The sequence below is a fragment of the Allobosea sp. TAF32 genome, from assembly GCF_052113585.1.
Taxonomy (GTDB): Bacteria; Pseudomonadota; Alphaproteobacteria; order Rhizobiales; family Beijerinckiaceae; genus Allobosea.
On the sequence record NZ_JBFRDM010000012.1, the window covers coordinates 82,179 to 102,567 of the forward strand.

Annotated in this window: 20 protein-coding genes; 14 read left to right on the forward strand and 6 right to left on the reverse strand. The window is 65.5% G+C overall.

What is annotated here, in order from left to right:
- Positions 1 to 2 precede the first annotated feature (2 nt).
- The 3 genes from AB4Z16_RS24505 to AB4Z16_RS24515 all read left to right on the forward strand — a co-directional run bounded on the left by AB4Z16_RS24505 (position 3) and on the right by AB4Z16_RS24515 (position 3,849).
- Entirely contained in the window at positions 3 to 449 is a 447-nt protein-coding gene (locus AB4Z16_RS24505; protein WP_441513939.1) for a PTS sugar transporter subunit IIA, read from the forward strand.
- A gap of 191 nt (positions 450 to 640) precedes the next feature.
- Positions 641 to 1,285 carry an invasion associated locus B family protein gene (locus AB4Z16_RS24510; protein ID WP_441513940.1) on the forward strand — a complete coding sequence of 215 codons (645 nt, stop codon included), beginning with the start codon at positions 641 to 643 and terminating at the stop codon, positions 1,283 to 1,285.
- Between the two features lie 167 nt (positions 1,286 to 1,452).
- Positions 1,453 to 3,849, forward strand: a complete 2,397-nt coding sequence (locus AB4Z16_RS24515; RefSeq protein WP_441513941.1) for a transketolase-like TK C-terminal-containing protein — start codon at positions 1,453 to 1,455, stop codon at positions 3,847 to 3,849.
- 45 nt (positions 3,850 to 3,894) lie between these two features.
- Here the strand turns inward: AB4Z16_RS24515 and AB4Z16_RS24520 are convergent, their stop codons facing one another.
- Together AB4Z16_RS24520 and AB4Z16_RS24525 are read right to left on the reverse strand one after the other, a co-directional pair.
- Positions 3,895 to 4,200 carry a hypothetical protein gene (locus tag AB4Z16_RS24520; RefSeq protein ID WP_441513942.1) on the reverse strand — a complete coding sequence of 102 codons (306 nt, stop codon included), beginning with the start codon at positions 4,198 to 4,200 and terminating at the stop codon, positions 3,895 to 3,897.
- A gap of 116 nt (positions 4,201 to 4,316) precedes the next feature.
- On the reverse strand, positions 4,317 to 5,426 hold the full coding sequence (locus tag AB4Z16_RS24525) for a hypothetical protein (protein WP_441513943.1): 1,110 nt from the start codon (positions 5,424 to 5,426) through the stop codon (positions 4,317 to 4,319).
- Between the two features lie 452 nt (positions 5,427 to 5,878).
- Here AB4Z16_RS24525 and AB4Z16_RS24530 point away from each other — a divergent pair, with 452 nt between their 5' ends.
- The 3 genes from AB4Z16_RS24530 (at position 5,879) to AB4Z16_RS24540 (ending at position 8,610) form a co-directional block, all read left to right on the forward strand.
- Positions 5,879 to 6,913, forward strand: coding sequence for an aspartate-semialdehyde dehydrogenase (locus AB4Z16_RS24530; protein WP_441513944.1), 1,035 nt, complete (start codon positions 5,879 to 5,881; stop codon positions 6,911 to 6,913).
- A 144-nt stretch (positions 6,914 to 7,057) separates the two neighbouring features.
- Positions 7,058 to 7,990 (forward strand): DMT family transporter, encoded by a 933-nt coding sequence (locus AB4Z16_RS24535; protein WP_441513945.1) that lies wholly within the window; start codon positions 7,058 to 7,060, stop codon positions 7,988 to 7,990.
- A gap of 119 nt (positions 7,991 to 8,109) precedes the next feature.
- Positions 8,110 to 8,610, forward strand: coding sequence for a histidine kinase (locus AB4Z16_RS24540; protein WP_441513946.1), 501 nt, complete (start codon positions 8,110 to 8,112; stop codon positions 8,608 to 8,610).
- A gap of 10 nt (positions 8,611 to 8,620) precedes the next feature.
- Here AB4Z16_RS24540 and AB4Z16_RS24545 read toward each other — a convergent pair whose 3' ends face one another.
- Positions 8,621 to 9,304, reverse strand: a complete 684-nt coding sequence (locus AB4Z16_RS24545; protein WP_441513947.1) for a TetR/AcrR family transcriptional regulator — start codon at positions 9,302 to 9,304, stop codon at positions 8,621 to 8,623.
- Between the two features lie 148 nt (positions 9,305 to 9,452).
- Here AB4Z16_RS24545 and AB4Z16_RS24550 point away from each other — a divergent pair, with 148 nt between their 5' ends.
- The 5 genes from AB4Z16_RS24550 (at position 9,453) to bfr (ending at position 13,944) form a co-directional block, all read left to right on the forward strand.
- Positions 9,453 to 10,661: an HlyD family secretion protein gene (locus AB4Z16_RS24550; RefSeq protein ID WP_441513948.1), complete on the forward strand. Its 1,209-nt coding sequence runs from the start codon at positions 9,453 to 9,455 to the stop codon at positions 10,659 to 10,661.
- Positions 10,662 to 10,682: 21 nt separating this feature from the next.
- A complete protein-coding gene (locus AB4Z16_RS24555; RefSeq protein ID WP_441513949.1) occupies positions 10,683 to 12,269 on the forward strand; it encodes a DHA2 family efflux MFS transporter permease subunit in 1,587 nt (528 codons plus the stop codon).
- Between the two features lie 236 nt (positions 12,270 to 12,505).
- Positions 12,506 to 13,039 carry an iron response transcriptional regulator IrrA gene (irrA, locus tag AB4Z16_RS24560; protein ID WP_441513950.1) on the forward strand — a complete coding sequence of 178 codons (534 nt, stop codon included), beginning with the start codon at positions 12,506 to 12,508 and terminating at the stop codon, positions 13,037 to 13,039.
- The gene (locus tag AB4Z16_RS24565; protein ID WP_441513951.1) at positions 13,036 to 13,323 is read left to right on the forward strand and encodes a (2Fe-2S)-binding protein; all 288 of its coding nucleotides are present in this window, start codon (positions 13,036 to 13,038) and stop codon (positions 13,321 to 13,323) included. The genes irrA and AB4Z16_RS24565 overlap by 4 nt, the downstream gene beginning before the upstream one ends.
- A gap of 129 nt (positions 13,324 to 13,452) precedes the next feature.
- Entirely contained in the window at positions 13,453 to 13,944 is a 492-nt protein-coding gene (bfr, locus tag AB4Z16_RS24570; RefSeq protein ID WP_441513952.1) for a bacterioferritin, read from the forward strand.
- Positions 13,945 to 14,073: 129 nt separating this feature from the next.
- Here the strand turns inward: bfr and AB4Z16_RS24575 are convergent, their stop codons facing one another.
- Complete coding sequence (locus AB4Z16_RS24575; RefSeq protein WP_441513953.1) at positions 14,074 to 14,766, reverse strand: cold-shock protein; 693 nt, start codon at positions 14,764 to 14,766, stop codon at positions 14,074 to 14,076.
- 325 nt (positions 14,767 to 15,091) lie between these two features.
- Here AB4Z16_RS24575 and AB4Z16_RS24580 point away from each other — a divergent pair, with 325 nt between their 5' ends.
- Positions 15,092 to 15,706: a GNAT family N-acetyltransferase gene (locus AB4Z16_RS24580; protein WP_441513954.1), complete on the forward strand. Its 615-nt coding sequence runs from the start codon at positions 15,092 to 15,094 to the stop codon at positions 15,704 to 15,706.
- A 72-nt stretch (positions 15,707 to 15,778) separates the two neighbouring features.
- Here AB4Z16_RS24580 and AB4Z16_RS24585 read toward each other — a convergent pair whose 3' ends face one another.
- On the reverse strand, positions 15,779 to 16,486 hold the full coding sequence (locus AB4Z16_RS24585; protein WP_441513955.1) for an AprI/Inh family metalloprotease inhibitor: 708 nt from the start codon (positions 16,484 to 16,486) through the stop codon (positions 15,779 to 15,781).
- A 177-nt stretch (positions 16,487 to 16,663) separates the two neighbouring features.
- Between AB4Z16_RS24585 and AB4Z16_RS24590 the strand changes: the two genes are divergently transcribed.
- On the forward strand, positions 16,664 to 17,047 hold the full coding sequence (locus AB4Z16_RS24590; RefSeq protein ID WP_441513956.1) for a RidA family protein: 384 nt from the start codon (positions 16,664 to 16,666) through the stop codon (positions 17,045 to 17,047).
- 17 nt (positions 17,048 to 17,064) lie between these two features.
- Here the strand turns inward: AB4Z16_RS24590 and acs are convergent, their stop codons facing one another.
- Positions 17,065 to 19,017, reverse strand: coding sequence for an acetate--CoA ligase (acs, locus tag AB4Z16_RS24595; RefSeq protein WP_441513957.1), 1,953 nt, complete (start codon positions 19,015 to 19,017; stop codon positions 17,065 to 17,067).
- Positions 19,018 to 19,252: 235 nt separating this feature from the next.
- Here acs and AB4Z16_RS24600 point away from each other — a divergent pair, with 235 nt between their 5' ends.
- Positions 19,253 to 20,386 (forward strand): DUF2235 domain-containing protein, encoded by a 1,134-nt coding sequence (locus tag AB4Z16_RS24600; protein ID WP_441513958.1) that lies wholly within the window; start codon positions 19,253 to 19,255, stop codon positions 20,384 to 20,386.
- Positions 20,387 to 20,389: the final 3 nt, after the last annotated feature.

The window sequence follows — 20,389 nt, forward strand, 5'->3', positions numbered from 1 at the left end:
CAATGGACATTTCCGAGCTGATCAACCCCGGCTCCGTGCTGACCGGGCTCAAGCCGACGTCGAAGGAGCAGTGCCTTGATCTGCTCTCCCGCCATGCGGCGGGATGCACGGGGATACCGGCCGATGTCATCGCTACCGTCCTCAAGCGGCGGGAAGCGCTGGGCTCGACGGGCATCGGCGGCGGCGTCGCCCTGCCGCATGCGCCGCTTGCCGGCCTCGCCACGCCCTTCGTTCTGCTGGCCAACCTGGCCAAGCCGGTGGATTTCGAAGCGGTCGATGGCGCGCCGGTTGACATCCTCTGCCTGATTCTGACGCCGGAAGCCGGGCAAGGGCAGCACCTCAACGCGCTCGCCTGCGTAGCCCGGCGCCTGCAGCGGCCGGAGGTTCGCGAAGCGATCCGCCGGGGCCGCCGCCCGCAAGAAATTCATGCCGCGCTCTGCAAAAGCTGAGATGAAGCGACCGTAGCAGCCGGTCGCGGATGCGGTGCGAGTCTTTCAGATTGAAATCATTCTATTGTTGATTTCGATTTGAATGCATGGATATTTTGCCGTTTTATTGGATTTTTCAGGCCGATTTGCTCTTCCTCTGGCTACAGGTTTCTGCAATATCGCTGGCGATATAGTCACTAGATTGTAGCGCCATGCCCCGTCATCGTTTCCGCAACGCCCCCGTCGCCGCTCTCGTCTTTGCGATCGCTGCTCTTGCCGTCGCGCCCATGGTCATGGCGCAGGGAGCACCGGCTCCTGTGGCCCGTCCCGCGCCGAAGCCCGCCCAGCCACTCGCGCAGAACCAGGCTGCTCCGGCCGTGGGCCAGCCCGCGGCTCAGAATGCGACGCTGCCGAACGGCGCGAGCGCGATCAACGAGACCTATGGCGACTGGACGGTCGATTGCCGCATCGCCAATGGCCAGCGGCTCTGCGTCCTCCTTCAGTCGCAGGGCAACAGCCAGACCGGGCAGCGCGTCTTCGCCATCGAGCTGCGCACGCCGAAGGACGGGCGGGCGGAGGGCACGATCCTCTTCCCGTTCGGCATGAAGCTCGAGAACGGCGCGGTGCTGCGGCTCGACGACAAGGATCTGGGGCAGGGGCTGCGCTTCTCGACCTGCATGGCGCAGGGCTGCCTGCTGCCGATCTCGTTCCCGACGGTCGCGACCGATGCGATGAAGGCCGGCAAGGCGTTGACGGTTGCGGCGCTCAACCTGTCGAATAACGAGCCGGTTCCCTTCAACATATCCCTGACCGGTTTCGCCGCGGCCTTCGACCGCATCGCGCAGATCGACAAGTAGCCGGCAATCCGACCCACGCCCCGGCGGGACGGTTTGGCGATTTCCTGCAGGTTTTCGCTGGTGATTGGCGAAAGCCGCCAAAGCCGGGCGGCTGGACACAGAAATTTGGCTCGTTCTGCCAGTGCTTCCGTGCATGATCGGAAGCACTGGGAGTTCGGGCCAAATTCATGACAACAGATCAGCGCCTGCCGTACCTCGCCGAGCTGGAGAAGAAGATCCTCTGGCTGGCATCGTGGACGATCCATAACGCCAATCACATCCGCCAGAACGACGACGGCATGAAGGTGGGCGGGCATCAGGCCTCGTCGGCCTCTCTCGCCACCATCATGACGGCTCTCTATATGGCCGCGCTGCGCCCGCAGGACCGCGTCGCGGTGAAGCCGCATGCCTCGCCGATCTTCCATGCCATCAACTATCTGATGGGCCTGCAGACGCGCGAGAAGCTTGAGAATTTCCGCGGCTACAAGGGCGCGCAGAGCTACCCCTCGCGCACCAAGGACATTGACGACGTCGATTTCTCGACCGGCTCCGTCGGACTCGGCGTCGCGCAGACGCTCTTCTCCTCGCTGACGCAGGACTATGTGAAGGCGCATGGCTGGGCGAAGGATCGCCCCGAAGGCCGCATGGTCTCGCTGATCGGCGACGCCGAGCTCGACGAGGGCAACATCTTCGAGGCCCTGATGGAGGGCTGGAAGCACGGCCTGCGCAATACCTGGTGGATCATCGACTACAACCGCCAGTCGCTCGATGCCGTCATCCGCGAGGGCCTCTACGACCGCTTCGAGACGATGTTCCGCAATTTCGGCTGGGATGTCGTGACGCTGAAATACGGCTCGCTGCAGCAGGCGGCGTTCAAGGAGAAGGGCGGCGAGCGGCTGAAAGCCTGGATCGATTCCTGCCCGAACCAGCTCTATTCGGCCCTGACCTTCCAGGGCGGCGCGGCCTGGCGCAAGCGCCTGATGGACGATCTCGGCGATCAGGGGCCTGTGACGAAGCTGATCGAGAGCCGTTCCGACGCCGAGCTCTCAAAGTTGATGTGCAATCTCGGTGGCCACGATCTGCCGTCAATCCTCGAAGCCTTCGAGGGCATCGACCATGACCGGCCGGTCTGTTTCCTCGCCTATACGGTGAAGGGCTTCGGCCTGCCGATCGCCGGGCACAAGGACAACCATGCCGGGCTGATGACCAAAGAGCAGCTCGACGGCTTCCGCAAGGCGAACGGCGTCCGTCCCGGCCATGAATGGGACCTGTTCGAGGGCCTCGGCTTGCCCGAAAGCGAGATGAGGGCCTTTCTCGACAAGGTGCCGTTCTTCTCGCAGGGGCGGCGGCGCTTCTCGGCCGCCAAGCTGCCAGTTCCGGACAGGCTGGAGGCCGGCATCCAGCCCTCGATGTCGACGCAAATGGGCTTCGGCAAGGTGCTCGACGATCTCGCCAAGACGGGAGGCCCGCTCGCCGACCGCATCGTCACCACGGCGCCGGACGTGACGGTTTCGACCAATCTCGGTCCGTGGGTGAATCGGCGCGGGCTCTTCGCCAGGGCGTCGATGGCCGACACCTTCAAGGACGAGCGCATTCCCTCGATGCAGAAATGGGAGTTCTCGCCGAAGGGCCAGCATATCGAGCTGGGCATCGCCGAGATGAACCTGTTCATCAACCTCTCGGCGCTCGGCCTGTCGCATTCGATCTTCGGCGAGCGGCTGATCCCGATCGGCACGCTCTACGACCCCTTCATCTCGCGCGGGCTCGATGCGCTGAACTATGCCTGTTACCAGGATGCGCGCTTCATGGTGGTGGCGACGCCGTCGGGCGTGACGCTGGCGCCGGAGGGCGGGGCGCACCAGTCGATCGCGACGCCGTTGATCGGCATGAGCCAGGACGGGCTCTGCGCCTTCGAGCCGGCTTTCGTCGACGAGCTCGCGGTGATGATGCGCTGGTCCTTCGACTACATGCAGCGCGATGGCGAGGGCGATCCCGACGAGCGGACCTGGCTGCGCGACGAGACCGGCGGCTCGGTCTATCTGCGTCTCTCGACCCGGCAGGTCGAGCAGCCGAGCCGCACCATGACGCCGGAGCTGGAGCGCGAGATCATCGACGGCGCCTATTGGCTCAGGAAGCCGGGGCCGAACGTCTCGGTCGTCATCGCCTATACCGGCGCGGTCGCGCCGGAGGCGATCGAGGCTGTCGGGTTGCTCGGCGAGGACCGGCGCGATGTCGGTTTGCTCGCGATCACCTCGGCTGATCGGCTCAATGCCGGCTGGCAGGCGGCCGAGCGGGCGCGCCAGCGCGGCAACCATGCGGCGACGAGCCATATCGAGCGGCTGCTCGGGGATCTCTCCCGTAATTGCGGTATCGTGTCAGTGCTGGACGGGCATCCGGCAACGCTCGCCTGGCTTGGCAGCGTCCATGGCCACAAGCAGAAGGCGCTCGGCGTCGAGCATTTCGGCCAGACCGGGACGGTCGCCGACCTCTACCGGCATTTCGGTATCGACGCGAATGCGATCGTCCATGCCGCGAATGCCGCGTCGCCCGGGCGTCCGGTGCGCTATCTCAAGGCTTTGCCTTAAAGCGATCCGTCATGGTCGGGCTCGACCCGACCATGACGCGTCTCGTCAGTAGCCCGGCGTTGAGAAGGTATTGGCGAAGGGGTTGACGCCGGCGCCGATGCGTGGGGGCAGGGCGCCTTCGCCATAGAACTCGCCCGTGTTGGAATAGACCGGCGAGGCGTAAACCTGTTGGGTAGCGTAGCGGTTCAGCGAACCGACCGGCACGACGTTGCCGGCATCGAAATAGCTGCGCTTCTGGATCGTGATCCGCAGCGGTGCGCGGCGGTTCTGCGCTTCGGCCATCGCCGCGAAGACGGTCGACGCCGCCAGGGTGATGGCGAGAACAGTGGCAACACGCTTGAACGGCATCATGGCGGCAATCTCCGGTAGTGGATGCACCCACTCCATGTAGGCATCAGAAATCCGACGCAAAGAGTAGCACGCCGTCGTTAACAATTTTGTTAGAACGGCGGCGTTTCGGGAGAGTGTCAGGGCTGGCGGCGATTCGGCTTGTCGCGACGCTTGCCGGGCTCGGCAACGGCGCGCACCGGTTCGGCGCTGGCCGTCTTCACCCGCAGGGCCGGCAGGTTGCCGTCGACATCGAGCCAGGACGCCTTGCGGCCGGTCGCGGAGAGACGCGGAGGTGCGCAGGCCGGCTCGCGATTGAGCTCGCTGCGGGCGAAGATGCCACGCAATTCCGGATCGACCGGGCCGGCGAGATCGAGCCGGTCGATCAGGCAAGCCAACTGCCGGCGGTCGCTCGGCTTCGATCCTGCGCACCACCACCCGCTCATGGCGAAGGTTGCCCCGCCGGGCGGCGAACGAAAGGCGATGCAGCTGCGGCTCTGCGTGCCTTCCCCGAGCACGACATCGGCTGTCTCCAGCGGGCCGAAACGGGTCTCGGTCGGGGCCGGCGTGCTGCTGCGCTCCACCGCCAGGCTGCGCTGCGCGGCCTCATGCACCAGGGCGACCATGAAGGAGCGGGCTCCGGGGGCTGCGCCGTCTCCAGTTGCCAGGCGCAGCACGAGATGCGGTTTCGGCTCGGCGAAGCTGCCGAAACTCAACAGATCCTCGCGACGGCTGCCGTCCTGACTGCGCCGTGCTTCCAGGGCGGGCGCTTCCCGGCCTAGCTCGGACGTCTCCAAACTGAACCTCGCGGCGGGGCGGGCGATCGCGACCCAATCTTCAGCCGTAACCGGGCTGCGCGGTCGAGGCGGAGATGTCCCGGCCTGAGCCGATAAGCTTGCCGCAGCCGGCGCGAGGCCGGCCAGTTGGGGCGGAGCTTCATCCTTGGCGGAAAGGCCGGTGATCAGCGCCGCTGTCAGACCGATGCCGCTCAGCGCGGCTGCGCTGCGCCAGGCAAGCGCCCCGGTCAGCCCGATCCCGCGCTGCGGCACAAGGCGGCGAGCGACACGCTCGCCCCGGCGGAAGGCCGCCTCGACGCGGTCGGCGCAAGCGATGATGACCGGGATGATGTCGATGCCGGCAAGACGCGCGGCCATGCTGCGGCAGAAGGCGACGGCGCGCAGAAGCCACGGCCTGAGCCGTCGAAGCCCGGCCTGCACTGTCAGGACCACATCGACCGAACGCAAACGCAACACGCAACTCCCGCGCCGCTGGCCTTGGCGCCTGAACCTTCAACGGGGCAGGCTGGCCGCGAAGAGTCGCTGGCAGGTTACCGCCTGGGGCCGATCGCTCGGCAGCGTGAACGACCGGTCAACGAGCAGGGTTAATGGCGGAGATTCAGGTTGGCCGTCGGGGGGAATTGACTTTTTCGCGCCGCGGGTGTTCTGACATGGCGCGGTGCAGCGATGCGCTGCTTGCGAAGTTTTGCAGCCCTTCGGGATTGGCTCTGTGACTGTCCGTCTGACGACGACGAAACTCACGACCAAAACGACGACCGGGAAAGCCGGTACGTCGCGCTGACGCTTCGCCTCGGTTCCGGGTCCATCTCCCCCCGGCGGGGGCAGATCGCCGAACCCGCCCGAGCCCGGCGCGGGGCGGCCCCCAAAGGGAGATCCGAACCGCCCTATCCGCAAAGGATCACATCATGAGCTTCAAGGTCGCAGTGGTCGGTGCAACCGGCAATGTAGGCCGCGAGATGCTGGACATTCTCGCCGAGCGCGCCTTCCCCGTCGGTGAGGTCGTGGCGCTGGCCTCGTCCCGCTCGGTCGGCACAGAGGTTTCCTTCGGCGACAGGACGCTGAAGGTGAAGGCGCTCGAGCATTACGATTTCTCCGACACCGACATCTGCCTGATGTCGGCTGGCGGCGAGATCTCGAAGATCTGGTCGCCGAAGATCGGCGCGCAGGGTGCCGTCGTCATCGACAACTCCTCGGCCTGGCGCATGCATCCCGACGTGCCGCTGATCGTGCCGGAGGTGAACGCCGCCGCCGCCGCCGGGTTCTCCAAGATGAACATCATCGCCAATCCGAACTGCTCGACAGCGCAGCTCGTCGTGGCGCTGAAGCCGCTGCATGACAAGTTCGGCGTCAAGCGCGTCGTCGTCTCGACCTATCAGTCGGTTTCCGGCGCCGGCAAGGAAGGCATGGACGAGCTCTTCAACCAGACCCGCGCCGTGTTCTCGGCCGGCGAGGTCACCACCAAGAAGTTTCCGAAGCGCATCTCCTTCAACCTCATCCCGCAGATCGACGTCTTCATGGAGGACGGCTTCACCAAGGAAGAGTGGAAGATGATGGTCGAGACCAAGAAGATCCTCGACAGGAACATCAAGCTGACCGCGACCTGCGTGCGCGTGCCGGTCTTCATCGGCCATTCCGAGAGCGTCAATATCGAGTGCGAGAAGCCTGTTACCGCCGACGAGGCGCGCGAGGTGCTGCGCACCGCGCCCGGCATCCTCGTCATCGACAAGCATGAGCCCGGCGGCTACATCACCCCGCATGAGGCGGCGGGCGAGGACGCGACCTATATCTCGCGCATCCGCGAAGATGCGACGGTCGAGAACGGCCTGGCCTTCTGGTGCGTCTCCGACAACCTGCGCAAGGGCGCGGCGCTGAACGCGATCCAGATCGCCGAGGTGCTGGTCAACCGCAAGCTGATCCAGCCGCGCAAGCAGGCAGCCTAAAACAGACCGCGCAGCCCACCCTGTCCGGAAACCGGGCAGGGTCACGGGCAATGTCCACGCGCATGGGCGGGTGACCGTCTTTGCGTGTGAATATGCAGGGCAAAACGGCTAAGGCTTGGGCATCCCTGCGCGTGAACCGAGCCCTTGCCCAACGCTCCCCTTCCTGAGCAACCGGTCGCCCCTCCGCAGGAAGGCAGATCGCTTCGCATCGACAATTCCGCGCGCGGCATCGCGCTCTTGCTGCTCTCGTCGATTTTCATGTGCAGCGGCGATATCGCCTCCAAATATCTCGCGACCACCTTGCCCGCGCTCCAGATCACCTGGATGCGCTACGGCACGTTTGCCGCGATCATGCTCGCCACCGTCTGTTTCACCGGCGGCTTTCGCAGGATGAGCACGCGGCGGCCGGGCCTGCAGGTGCTGCGGGCGCTGGGCGTGACGATTTCCTCGATCCTGTTCGTGGCGGGGCTGCACGACCTGCCGATGGCGGACGCCACCGCCACCTCCTTCGTCTCGCCGCTGTTCGTGACGGCGCTCTCCATTCCCATTCTGGGCGAGGTCGTCGGCTGGCGGCGTTGGCTGGCCACGATCGTGGGGCTGATCGGCGTGATGGTTGTGGTGCGCCCCGGTGGCGCCGGCTTTCATGGCGCGTCGTTCTTCGTTCTCGGCTCGTCGTTCTTCTGGGCGTTTTCGCTGATCATGACCCGGATGATGAGCCGCACCGAGATCCCGGTGGTGACGCTGGCCTATTCCGCCACGATCGGCTTCATCCTGCTTTCGTTGGCGGTGCCGTTCAGCTGGCAGGCGCTCGACCTCAAGGCGATCCTGATCGGCGGCTTCATCGGCGGCATCTCGACGATCGGGCATATCTTCCTGATCCAGGCTTTCCGGTATGCGGATGCCTCGCTGCTAGCGCCCTTTGCCTATTCGCAACTGCTCTGGTCCTCGATCTTCGGCTCTCTGGTTTTTGCAGCGATCCCGGATATCTGGACCTATGTCGGCGCCAGCATCATCGCGGCGTCAGGACTATACACGGCCCATCGCGAGCGCATCCGCGCCAGGCAGGTCGCCGGCTGACGGTCGGTAACCAAGGATCGCGATAGAGACGCAGCTTCGCCTTAGGATGCGCGGCAGTGCGGCAATGTTGCTATAGGATGACGTTACGCCATCCGGCGTCTTCTTCCCAGGAACGACCTATGCCGATCCATCTCGCACGCGCGGTTCTCGCCGCCAGCCTTTTCCTGCTGCCCGGGCTCGCAAGCGCCAAGACCTATTCGATTCCCGATCCCAACCCCGTTGCGGTGATCACGATGCCGGACGATTGGGAATCCACCGAGATCGCCAAAGGTGTCGAATCGACGTCCGACGACGAGGCCGTCTACATCTCGGTCGAGGTGACGGAGCTGAAGGACGCCGCACAGGCCATCGCCGAAGCGGTCACCTGGCTGAAGAGCAAGGGCGTCGTCGTCGATCCCGCGACACAGGAGAAGAAGCCATTCTCCAACAATGGCATGGAAGGCGTCCAGGTGCAGTGGACCGGCAAGGACGAGGACGGCCCTACCCATGTCAGCCTGACCTTGCTGCAGGCCACCGACACCAAGGGCCTCGTGGTGACCTACTGGGCCTCGCCCGAGGGCGAGAAGGAGAACCTCAAGGATTTGGCGTCGATCATCGACAGCCTGAAGGCGCTGAAATAAGACGTCGCGATCAGCGTGGGACCGGCTCGGCGCCGGTCCCGCGCCCATAGCGCGCCATGAACATCGCGATCGCCTCGCCGACGACGCGCTGGACCTCCTCGTCGCTCGGCGGCATGCGCACGGCATTGAACAGGCGTGGGCGCGTCAGCGTCGCCTGGCAGAGATCGAGGAACTGGACGGCGGCCAGATAGGTATCGTCGATCGCGAGCTTGCCCTCGGCGACCATGCGGTCGAGATAACCCGCAATCAGCCGTGAGCCGAGCATCGGCCCGTTCTCGTAGAATTCCCGGCCGAGATCCGGCATGCGCTCGGCAACGCCGATGACGACGCGATGCGCGCTGACGGCCAGATCGCCATTGATCATTCGCACGATGCAGCGGCCGAAATTGCCCAGCGCCCGTACCGGATCGGAATCCTCGTTTAGGGCCTCGATGGCGCCGCGCTTCTGCGTCTCGCGCTCGCGCTGGATCAGGGCCACGAAGAGATGCTCCTTGTCCTGGAAATAGACGTAGAGCGTACCCTTCGAGACGTTCGCTGCCGCGGCGATGTCGCTCATGCTGGCTGCGTCGAAGCCGCGCGAGGTGAAGATTTGCAAGGCGCCATCGAGGATCTGGCGGCGCTTGTCCGGATCCGTGCCGGCGATCCGGCGGTTGCGCGGGCCCGTCTTTACCGGGACTTCAGAGGTTTCCGTCATCATACTCTGGCCCGACCTGCGGGCTCTGCATGGCAGCTGCGAAAAAGAATCGAACCAATCGGTTCGATTTGACTTGATATGCAATATCTCTCGCGCTATTTCAAGCGCAATCGAACCGGATGGTTCGAATTGACATGCAGGACGCACGATGTCTGCTGAAACCGCATCAGAACCCCGCCGCGACCGGCTGAAGCTGGTCGATGCCAAGGCCGAGACCGCCCAGCCGGCCGAGCCCGCCATCGCCCGCGAGGCGCGTGAAGCGCCGGTCAGGGACGCCCCGCCTGCCGCCGAGCCTGCGAAGGCCAAGGGCGGCAAGAGCCCGCTGAAGCGTGGCCTCATGATGGTCGCGGCGACTGCCGTCGTCGGCGCCGGCCTGTGGTACGGCATCGACTGGTGGCGGAATGGCCGCTTCATCGTCTCGACCGACGACGCCTATGTCGGCGCCGAGATGGCGACGATCTCGGCCAAGCTCGCGGCGAATATCGCAGCGGTCTCGGTGACGCAGAACCAGGAAGTCAAGGCCGGCCAGCCGCTGGTCGCGCTCGATGATGGCGACTGGCGGATCGCGCTCGACAGTGCCCGGGCCAAGACCGCCACGGCGCGAGCCACGCTGGCGCGCATCGACAGCCAGGTCGAGGCGGCGCGCGCCGCACTTGCCCAGGCCCAGGCCCAGCAGAACTCCGCCGAGGCGGCGGTGACCCGCACGGTCGCCGATTTCGAGCGCGCCAACAGCCTCGCGGCCAAGTCCTACGGCTCGCAGGCAACGCTCGATGCGGCGACGGCTGCGCGCGACCAGGCGGTGGCTTCGGTCGCGAGTGCCAAGGCCGGCGTCGTGCAGGCGCAGGCCAATATCAAGGTGCTGGAGGCGCAGCGCGTCGAGGCCGCCCGCCAGATCGACGAGCTCAAGGTCGCCGAGCAGAAGGCCGAGCGCGACCTCACCTTCACGAAGATCGCCGCGCCGATCGACGGCGTCGTCGCCAACACCAATCTGCAGCTCGGCGATCTCGTCAGCGCCGGCAAGCGCCTGATGTCGATCGTTCCGCTCGATCAGGTCTATGTCGATGCGAATTTCAAGGAGACACAGGTCGGACCGCTGAAGGTCGGCGACAAGGCGAGCATCACCGTCGATGCCCTGCCGGGCAAGGTCTTCCATGGCACGGTCAGCGGCATCGCCGGCGGCACGGGCTCGGTGTTCACGCTGCTGCCGCCCGACAACGCGACCGGCAACTTCACCAAGATCGTGCAGCGCGTTCCGGTGCGCATCGCGCTGGACAAGGAATCGGCCGGCCAGCACGTGCTGCGGCCGGGCATGTCCGTCGTGGTCTCGATCGATCCCCGTCCCGCCAGCCAGCGCTGACCCCCTATCGAGGAGGCCGCCATGGCCACCGCGACCCTGAATGCGCCGGCGGGAGCGCGGCCGGCAACGGACGCCATCCCCCTACGCCGGATATTCGCCTTCCTGGCGATGGTCTTCGGCATGTTCATGGCGATCCTCGACATCCAGATCGTCTCGGCCTCGCTGGCGGAGATCCAGGCCGGCCTGTCCGCCTCGGCCGACGAGATCGCCTGGGTGCAGACGGCCTATCTGATCGCGGAAGTGATCATGATCCCGCTTTCCGGCTATCTCAGCCGGGCGCTGTCGACGCGCGTCTTCTTCTCGATCGCCGCAGCGGGCTTCACCATATCCAGCGTGCTCTGTGCCCAGGCCTCCTCGATCAACGAGATGATCCTGTGGCGCGCCGTGCAGGGCTTTATCGGCGGCGGCATGATCCCCGGCGTCTTCGCCGCGGCCTTCACCATTTTTCCGCCGTCGAAGCGCCCGGTGGTCTCGCCGCTGATCGGCCTCGTCGCGACGCTGGCGCCGACGATCGGCCCGACGGTCGGCGGCTATCTCAGCCACGCCTTCTCCTGGCACTGGCTCTTCCTCGTCAACGTCGTGCCGGGCATCGGCGTGACGATCGCGGCCTGGACGCTGATCGATTTCGACAAGCCCGACCACAGCCTGATCAAGCGCTTCGACTGGCTGGGCCTGGCCGGCATGGCCGCTTTCCTCGGCAGCCTCGAATATGTGCTCGAGGAAGGGACGCGGCTCGACTGGTTCCAGAGTCATGAGATCGTGCTCTTCTCGGTCGTGATGGTGTTCGGCGCCGTGTTGTTCTTCTGGCGGGCACTAACGCGCGACGACCCGCTGGTCGATCTCTACGCCTTCAAGGACCGCAACTTCGCCTTCGGCTCGCTGTTCTCCTTCTGCATGGGCATCGGCCTGTACGGGTTGACCTATCTCTACCCGGTCTATCTCGGGCGCATCCGCGGATACGATGCACTGATGATCGGCGAGACCATGTTCGTTACCGGCCTTGCCATGTTCCTGACGGCGCCGATCGCGGGGCGGCTCTCGGCCAAGCTCGATCCGCGCGTGATGATGATGATCGGCTTCGCAGGGTTCGCGCTCGGAACCTGGTGGGCCTCCTTCATCACCGCGGACTGGGACTTCTACGAGCTTCTCGTCCCGCAGATCCTGCGCGGCTGCTCGCTGATGCTGTGCATGGTGCCGATCAACAATATCGCGTTGGGGACGCTGCCGCCGCAGCAGCTCAAGAACGCTTCCGGCCTCTACAATCTGACCCGGAATCTCGGCGGCGCCGTCGGGCTCGCGGTGATCAACACGATGCTGAACACTCGCACGGACCTGCACATCACCAGGCTGCACGAGATGGTAGTGGCCGGCCGCGGCGTGGCGGAGGAGGCGCTCGCCAATACGGTGCAGCGCTTCGGCGACTATGGCGACGCAGCGCAGAAGATGGCGCTGGCCTTGATCAACCAGCGCGTCCACAAGCAGGCGCTGGTCATGGCCTTCAGCGACGTCTTCCTTGCCCTGACCTTGATCTTCGCGAGCCTGGTCGTGCTGTCGCTCTTCCTGCGCAAGCCGCCCAAGGCGGCTGCCGGGGGCGGCGGCGGTCACTGACCCCCTGGCCGATTGCGAGCGCGGCCGCCGGCCGGGCCCCGCTGCCCCGCGCCAGGTCTCGCAGACGTCTCCGAGCGTACGATTTCGTGATCGGCAAACTGTGGTCGCTGCCGGATGTCGCAGCCGCGAAGATTGACAACCGACGCCGACCTTGGCAAATATGTTAGTAATATCAGTAGTTTAGAGGATTTCTAAACTGCGCGGCCGGGCAACCGGCGTGGTGGAAGGCGTTATCGATGGGCGTTCTGACGAACAAGGATCAGGATCATAAGCCGGTGGCAGGCGACCATATTCCGTGGCCGCAGAAGAACCCTGCCTCCTGCCCGATCAGCTCGGTGAAGGCCCGTCTGCGCTCCGCCGGCCTGCGGCCGACGCGCCAGCGCATGGCGCTGGGCTGGCTGCTCTTCGCCAAGGGCGACCGCCATGTCAGCGCCGAGATGCTCTATGAGGAGGCGATCCGCGCCCGCGAGCCCTTGTCGCTGGCGACCGTCTACAACACGCTGCGCCAGTTCTCGGAAGCCGGCCTGCTGCGCCAGGTTTCGGTCTCCGGGCCCAAGACGTTCTTCGACACCAACGTGTCGGAGCACCACCACTTCTATAACGAGGACGACGAGACGGTCACGGATATCCCGGGCTCGACGATCCATGTCGCCGGCCTGCCGGACGCACCGGAAGGGATGCTGATCTCCTCGGTTGAGGTGATCGTGCGCCTGCGCCGCGCCGATGGCGAAGAGATCGAGACCAAGCGCGTGGTGGGCCATCACGCGTGATTGTTTGCTCCTGCAACGTTATCTCCTGCCGTCAGATCAAGGGCACCGTCGCTGCTGACGGCAGCGGTCCGCGGACGGCGGGCGAGGCCTATGACTGCCTCGGCTGCAGCCCGGATTGCGGGCGCTGCGCCCGCGAGGTGCGGACCCTCCTGGCCGAGGCGCGTGCCGCTTGCGCAACGCAGTGCCATAGCTGCGCCAGCCGCGAGATCGAATGCGCGGTGCATGTCACCGTCGAGCGCATGCTTGAAGGCATCGCCATCGCCGAGGATGCCGCCGCGGCCTGAGCCGCTGCGGTTTTTTCGTTTTGCCCGCTCGCATCGGGCGCGCAGCGAAGACGGTTTTCCCTCTTCCCTTCTGAGGCCACCCTGTCTACATTAGTATCATTCTAATGTAATTCATTGAGGTGCTCCGCCATGAAGGGCGATAAGAAGGTCATCGAATATCTCAACAAGGGGCTGCGCTCGGAGCTCACAGCCATCAACCAGTACTGGCTGCATTACCGGATGCTCGACAATTGGGGGCTGAAGGAGATGGCCAAGACCTGGAAGAAGGAATCGATCGAGGAGATGGTCCATGCCGACCGTTTCGTCGACCGTATCCTCTTCCTCGAAGGTTTCCCGAACCTGCAGACGCTCGACCAGCTGCGCATCGGCGAGAACGTCAAGGAAGTCATCGAGTGCGATCTCAAGGCCGAGGTCGAGGCGCGCGCCCTCTATCAGGAAGCGGCGAAGTATTGCCGTGACGTCGGCGACTACCCGTCCGAAGACCTGTTCAAGGCGCTGATGAAGGATGAGGAGGGCCATATCGACTTCCTCGAAACGCAGCTCGACCTGATTGAGCGCGTCGGCCTCGAACTCTACACCCAGAAGCACATCGGCGGTCTCGAAGGCGATCACGACCATTGAGAATGGGGCGGGGAGCGCGCCGTTGGCGCGTTTCCCGGTTTCATGCTGCCGTTTGGCTGCTGCTAAAGCGAGAAAAAGAAAAGGCCCGCCATCGGCGGGCCTTTGACGTTTGAAGCGATCTGATTCGGATCAGATGAAGCTGACGTTCGCAGCTTCCGGGCCCTTGCGGCCGGCGCGGATCGAGAAGCGCACGCGCTGCCCGTCGACCGGCGGCTGGAGGCCGCTGCGGCTCAGCGACGAGACATGCAGGAACACGTCCGGGCCGCCCTTGTCGGGGGCGATGAAGCCGAAGCCGCGATCCGAGTTGAAGAACTTCACGGCGCCGTCGAAGGGGCCTTCGACCGGGCCGCTGTCGCGATCCTGGAAGCCGCCGCCGCGAGGGCCGCGATCGCCGCCGCCGAAGCCGCCGCCACCGAAGCCACCGCGGTCGCCGCCGCCGAAGCCGCGATCACGATCGCCGCCGAATCCGCCCCGATCCCGATCGCCGTAGCCGCCACCGAAATCATCGCGCGGCGGGCGCGGCGAGAAGGCGCGCGGAGCCGGCGCGGTCTGGGTCGCGGTGGAGGCATCGATCTCGTGGATCGCAACGACCTGGAGACCGCGGCGTCCCTCGCCGAGATCGGCGACGATGGTGGCGCCGGGCAGCAGGTCCTGCTGATCGAGCGGGCCGATTGCCGAGACGTGCAGGAAGACATCGCCCGAACCATCGGAGGGCGATGCGAAACCGAACCCCTTCTCGGGGTCGAACCACTTAACCTTGGCTTCGATATTTTCGTGCGTGACGAAAGGCTGGGCAGCAGGAGGCTTGCGACGATCGAACATGGAGCTTCAAGTATGAGTGACCGGGAGCACGCAACTTAGCTCATGCCGGACGCGCCGTCATCGGGGTACGTGCGAAATTATCGCACGATGATATCCGCGGTTGTAGTGCTTTTTTTCGTGGCATCCCCAGGCTGTGGAGAGCCTGTCATCATGCCTTTTCTGCATGATGTTTTGCGTTTCTGGCTTAAATCTTGGTCAGACCCGGCAAAAATGCCGCAGGTCGGCGCCTTGCATTCGCCCGAATCCCGCACAATCTGGAGAACGCTTTAGGGAAGATACGCTCCTGGTCGGCAGTGCGCGCTTCGCGCTGTTCAGGAGATGATAATTGGCTCGTTCGAAACTCGCCGGCGTGAAGGCCGGCACCGGCATGATCCGGCGGCTGTGGCCGACGGAACGCGATCTGTTGCGGGAGCATCTGCTACGGCTCGATCCCGTGACGCGCCATCAGCGGTTCGGCACCGCGGTCAATGATGCCTTTCTCGAGAACTACGCGGCGACGACCTTCGGCGTGGGCGGACTCGTCTATGCCTATGTCGAAGACGGGATCGTGCGCGGTGCGGCCGAGCTGCGCGGTCTCGACGACATCGTCGCGCAGACCGGCGAGGCGGCTTTCAGCGTCGAGAGCGGCTGGCGCCGACGCGGTATCGGCTCGGATCTTTTTCACCGACTGATCACCGCGGCGCGCAATCGCAGCATCCGCACGCTCTACATGACCTGCCTGCCCGGGAATGCGGCGATGCGCCGGCTCGCCGCCAAGTTCGAAGCGGATCTCGTCGGCGGCTACGCGGATGTCGAAGGCGTGATCATGACGGGAGGGCCGACACCCTTCACCATTCTCGACGAAGCGCTCGACAATGCGACCGGCTTAGCGACACTCGCCCTGTCGATCCAGAAGAATTTCTGGCCGACGACCCTGCTTGCACGCGCGCTCAGACCCTAATTCCTCGTCGGTCGAATGCGGCGAGGGCGGATTGGCATCCTTCCGCCTGCGATCCAGATGCCGGACCGCCGATTACCGGCTGAGCGACAGCCCCGCACCGGACTTGGTCACTGCCCCATCGAGCGAGCTGGGGCCGCCGCGCAGACGGGCCGCAACGGTGCCACCCTGCTGGTAGAGATAGACCTCGCCGTCGCGATAGTCCCACGCCGTGATCTTCTGGAGATCCCGATTCGCGCAGCCCGACGAGCTGGCGCGATAGAGATCGAGCGTCGGCGTGCTTGACAGCTGAATCCGGCAGGAGCCGCCGGTCGCCTCCCGTGCCGTCCAGCCGCCGACCATGCCGTCGCGGCTTCCGGCCGCGCGCGGCGCGGTGGCGCTTGAGCCGAGCCCCGCGACCTGGTTGCTGCTGCCGCGCAGGCCGGGCGACTGCTCCGGCTGGCCTGTCGGCGGCAAGGGCTGGCCGCCGGGCGGCAGCGGCTGGCCCTGCGGCGCGCCGGCGCCGGGATTGAAGAACGGGTCCTGCGGCGCGGGCAGGCCACCGCCTGCCGACGGGGGAGCGGAGGCCATCGGAGAGCCGGGGGGTGGCGGCAGCGGCTCCGACGTGATCGGTGCCGAGCTGACCGGAGGCGCGGAAGGCAGCACCGGCTGACCGTAAGATGGCGAATTCATCACCGGGCCGGTGAAGCGTTGAGAACCTGCGCAGGCGGTCAGAACCAGCAGAGGCAGAAGGGCGGCCGCGCGGGTGAAGGCGGCAGGCGTGGCAATCTTCGTCGTCGTCATGCGGCGCGGGTTCCGATCTCGGTCAGCCGAACTTTGCGTCATTAACACAGGAACGCAATGAACGCGGCATGAGCATGATCTAGCGCAGGCCGGGCGCAATGCGAACCCGTGACAGATGCTCTGGTTCCAACAGATGTGGGCAGGCATAGTCCGGGCGATTCCCGGAGACCTCGCGATATGAAGCCGCTCAACCCCGCCGCGATTGCGCCGCCCTTCGCCCGTTACAGCCATGGTATGGAATTGCCGGTGGGCAAGCGGCTCGTCTTCTGCTCCGGCCAGCTCGGGATCGCCGCCGATGGCAGCGTGCCCGAGGATGTCCGGGCGCAGGCCGACCTGTGCTTTGCCAATATCGCAGCGATTCTGGCCGAGGCCGGGATGACGCTCGCCGACATCGTGCGGGTCAATGCCTATGTCACCGACCGCGCCTACATGAATGGCTATATGGAATCCCGCGACGCCCATGTCGGCGCGCTGCCGCCGGCTTCGACCCTGATGATCGTCTCGGGCTTTACCCGGCCGGAATTCAAGGTCGAGATCGAAGTGGTGGCGGCTGCCCACTGAGCGCCGCCACCAAGGGCTCAGCCCGCTTTGCGCTTGTTCTGGCGGTTCTCGATGAGGTCGTCGACGACGGCCGGGTCGGCCAGCGTCGAGGTGTCGCCGAGCGCGCCGAACTCGTCCTCCGCGATCTTGCGCAGGATGCGGCGCATGATCTTGCCGGAGCGCGTCTTGGGCAGGCCGGGCGCGAACTGGATCAGGTCCGGCGAGGCGATCGGGCCGATCTCGTTGCGGACATAGGCGACGAGCTCCTTGCGCAGCGTGTCGCTGGGCTGTTCGCCGGCCATCAGGGTGACATAGGCATAGATGCCCTGGCCCTTGATGTCGTGCGGATAGCCGACGACGGCGGCCTCCGAGACCGAGGGATGCGCGACTAGGGCCGATTCGACCTCGGCCGTGCCCATGCGATGGCCGGAGACGTTGATGACGTCGTCGACGCGGCCGGTGATCCAGTAATAGCCGTCGGCGTCGCGCCGGCAGCCGTCGCCGGTGAAATACTTGTTCGCGTAGGTCGCGAAATAGGTATCCATGAAGCGCTGATGGTCGCCATAGACCGTGCGCATCTGGCCGGGCCAACTGTCGGCGATGACGAGGTTGCCCTCGCAAGCACCTTCCTGCACCTGGCCGGCAGCATCGACGATCTCGGGCTTGACGCCGAAGAAGGGCCGGGTGGCCGAGCCGGGCTTGAGCTTGGTGGCGCCCGGCAGCGGCGTGATCAGGATGCCGCCGGTCTCGGTCTGCCACCAGGTGTCGACGATCGGGCAGCGGCGCTCGCCGACAACACGGTGATACCACTCCCAGGCTTCCGGATTGATCGGCTCACCGACCGAGCCGAGCAGGCGCAGCGAGGCGCGGCTGGTCTTCTTCACCGGCTCCTCGCCGGCGCCCATGAGCGAGCGGATCGCGGTCGGCGCGGTGTAGAAGGTGTTGACCTTGTGCTTGTCGATCACCTCCCAGAAGCGGGAGATCGACGGATAGGTCGGGATGCCCTCGAACATCAGCGTCGTCGCTCCATTCGCGAGCGGGCCATAGAGGATGTAGCTGTGGCCGGTCACCCAGCCTACGTCGGCGGTGCACCAGTAGACGTCGCCGTCATGGTAGTCGAAGACGTATTGGTGGGTGATCGCGGCGTAGACCAGATAGCCGGCCGTGGTGTGCAGAACGCCCTTCGGCTTGCCGGTCGAGCCCGAGGTGTAGAGCAGGAAGAGCGGGTCCTCCGCATTCATCTCGGCCGCCGGGCAATCGCCGGAAACCTTGGCGGCTTCGTCGTGATACCAGACGTCGCGGCCGTCCTTCATCGCGACATTGCCGCCGGTGCGCTTGACGACGATGACGGTCCCGATGCCGCCCTTCACCTTGTCGTCGGCGAGGTCCACGTTCTTCTTGAGCGGGACCGAGCGGCCGCCGCGCAGGCCTTCATCGGCGGTGATGACGATCTTGGAATCGGAATCCTCGATGCGGCTCGCCAGCGAATCGGGCGAGAAGCCGCCGAAGACCACCGAATGGACAGCGCCGATGCGCGCGCAGGCGAGCATGGCATAGGCCGCCTCGGGGATCATCGGCAGGTAGATGGTGACGCGGTCTCCCTTCGCGACGCCATGTGCCTTGAGCACGTTCGCGAACTTGCAGACCTCGGCATGGAGCTGGCCGTAGGTGATCGTCTTCGACTCGGCAGGGTTGTCGCCTTCCCAGATGATCGCGGTCTGGTCGGCGCGGGTGGCGAGGTGCCGGTCGACGCAGTTATGGGCGACATTGGTGGTGCCGTCCTCGAACCATTTGATCGAGACCTTGCCCGGCTCGTAGCTGGTGTTCTTGACCTTGGTGTAGGGCTTGAACCAGTTGATCCGCTTGCCGTGCTCGCCCCAGAATTTCTCGGGATCCGCGACCGAGGCCGCATACATCTCCTGATAGCGAGCGTTGTCGACCCAGGCCTTCTCGGACCAGCCGGCGGGCACGTCGTAGATCGTCTCGGACATTCGGGTGTCTCCCCAGACTTAGGCCGTCTGTGTTGCGTTGGTCCCTCGGCTCTCGCGAGCTGTCGGGGACATCGCTTCCTTTGAATTCCGCGCATCATAGGATGCGAGCACGGCGCGGCAACCCATTGTGCGTCGCACTTTCGTGGCAGGGGCAGGCGCTGGAAGCATGGTTCCGGCCCAAATTGTCCCCGGAGCGTCTCATCACATGGTAGGGTGCGGGGGCAGGAGGGGCTCCATGGCGCGCAATGTCTGCATCTTCTCGGATGGGACGGGGCAGGCCGGAGGCGCGAACCCGATCAACTGGACGAGCATCTATCGCCTGTTCATAGCGACGCGGGAGGTCGATCCCGCCCGCCAGATCTGCTTCTACGACCCCGGCCTTGGCTCCAATCCCGACGAGGGCGAGATTCGCGGGCCGTTTCGGCGCTTCAAAGACCTCCTCGCCCAGGCAACCGGATACGGCATCACCGACAACATCATCGACTGCTACGCCGCGCTGCTCTGCGCCTACAGGCCGGGCGACCGCATCTTCCTGTTCGGCTTCAGCCGCGGCGCCTACACGGTGCGCAGCCTCGGCGGGGTGCTTGCGCTCTGCGGTGTGCCGGGTGGCTTTCTCAATGTCCTGCGCTGGGACGGCTTCACCGACGCGATTCAGGCGCGCGAGGTGCGGGCGCTTGCGGCCAGCGCGGTGAAGGATGTCTACATGATCCTCGACCGCGCAGCGCGGATCGAGGCCGCGGCGGCGTTCCGGCAACGCCATGCCACCCAGCCGGCGCCCCCCTTCTTCGTCGGCGTCTGGGATACGGTGCGCGCGCTCGGCCTGCCGGCTATCGGGAGCCTGCCGGGGCGCCACAAATTCCACGACGCGATCCTCAACCGGCAGGTCGCCCATGGCCGCCAGGCGCTCGCCATCGACGAGAACCGGCAGGTCTTCGCGCCCGAGCTCTGGGACGAGACGCAGGCGCCGCCGGGACAAATCAGGCAGGTCTGGTTCGCCGGCGTCCATACCGACATCGGCGGCGGTTATGGCCTGCAGATGGGGCTGTCGGACCTGACGCTCGGCTGGATGATCGCGGAAGCGCGGGCGGCCATGCCTCCGCTCATGGTCGAGCCGGGGTTGGTCGCCGAGCTCAGACCGGATGCGCTCGGCCTGCAGCATGACGAGCGCAAGACATCGTGGCTGCCCTGGAGCGAGGGCACGCGGGAGAGTTTCGTGCTGCACGGGTTCCAGCCGCAGCCGGCACGGATGGCGCCGGCCGTCGAGACGCGCCTGCAGGCGCAGGCGGTGCCGATCCTCGATGAGAAGCTGCCCTATAGGCCACGGGCCCTGGCGACCTATCCGCCCTTCGCCGGATATTATCGCGGCTGAGCG

What these genes read in the sequence shown, in the direction of transcription:
- AB4Z16_RS24505 (WP_441513939.1), top strand. Translation starts at nt 3, where the DNA reads ATGGACATTTCCGAGCTGATCAACCCCGGCTCCGTGCTGACCGGGCTC.
- AB4Z16_RS24510 (WP_441513940.1), top strand. Translation starts at nt 641, where the DNA reads ATGCCCCGTCATCGTTTCCGCAACGCCCCCGTCGCCGCTCTCGTCTTT.
- AB4Z16_RS24515 (WP_441513941.1), top strand. Translation starts at nt 1,453, where the DNA reads ATGACAACAGATCAGCGCCTGCCGTACCTCGCCGAGCTGGAGAAGAAG.
- AB4Z16_RS24520 (WP_441513942.1), bottom strand. Translation starts at nt 4,200, where the DNA reads ATGATGCCGTTCAAGCGTGTTGCCACTGTTCTCGCCATCACCCTGGCG.
- AB4Z16_RS24530 (WP_441513944.1), top strand. Translation starts at nt 5,879, where the DNA reads ATGAGCTTCAAGGTCGCAGTGGTCGGTGCAACCGGCAATGTAGGCCGC.
- AB4Z16_RS24540 (WP_441513946.1), top strand. Translation starts at nt 8,110, where the DNA reads ATGCCGATCCATCTCGCACGCGCGGTTCTCGCCGCCAGCCTTTTCCTG.
- AB4Z16_RS24545 (WP_441513947.1), bottom strand. Translation starts at nt 9,304, where the DNA reads ATGACGGAAACCTCTGAAGTCCCGGTAAAGACGGGCCCGCGCAACCGC.
- AB4Z16_RS24550 (WP_441513948.1), top strand. Translation starts at nt 9,453, where the DNA reads ATGTCTGCTGAAACCGCATCAGAACCCCGCCGCGACCGGCTGAAGCTG.
- AB4Z16_RS24555 (WP_441513949.1), top strand. Translation starts at nt 10,683, where the DNA reads ATGGCCACCGCGACCCTGAATGCGCCGGCGGGAGCGCGGCCGGCAACG.
- irrA (WP_441513950.1), top strand. Translation starts at nt 12,506, where the DNA reads ATGGGCGTTCTGACGAACAAGGATCAGGATCATAAGCCGGTGGCAGGC.
- bfr (WP_441513952.1), top strand. Translation starts at nt 13,453, where the DNA reads ATGAAGGGCGATAAGAAGGTCATCGAATATCTCAACAAGGGGCTGCGC.
- AB4Z16_RS24575 (WP_441513953.1), bottom strand. Translation starts at nt 14,766, where the DNA reads ATGTTCGATCGTCGCAAGCCTCCTGCTGCCCAGCCTTTCGTCACGCAC.
- AB4Z16_RS24585 (WP_441513955.1), bottom strand. Translation starts at nt 16,486, where the DNA reads ATGACGACGACGAAGATTGCCACGCCTGCCGCCTTCACCCGCGCGGCC.
- AB4Z16_RS24590 (WP_441513956.1), top strand. Translation starts at nt 16,664, where the DNA reads ATGAAGCCGCTCAACCCCGCCGCGATTGCGCCGCCCTTCGCCCGTTAC.
- acs (WP_441513957.1), bottom strand. Translation starts at nt 19,017, where the DNA reads ATGTCCGAGACGATCTACGACGTGCCCGCCGGCTGGTCCGAGAAGGCC.
- AB4Z16_RS24600 (WP_441513958.1), top strand. Translation starts at nt 19,253, where the DNA reads ATGGCGCGCAATGTCTGCATCTTCTCGGATGGGACGGGGCAGGCCGGA.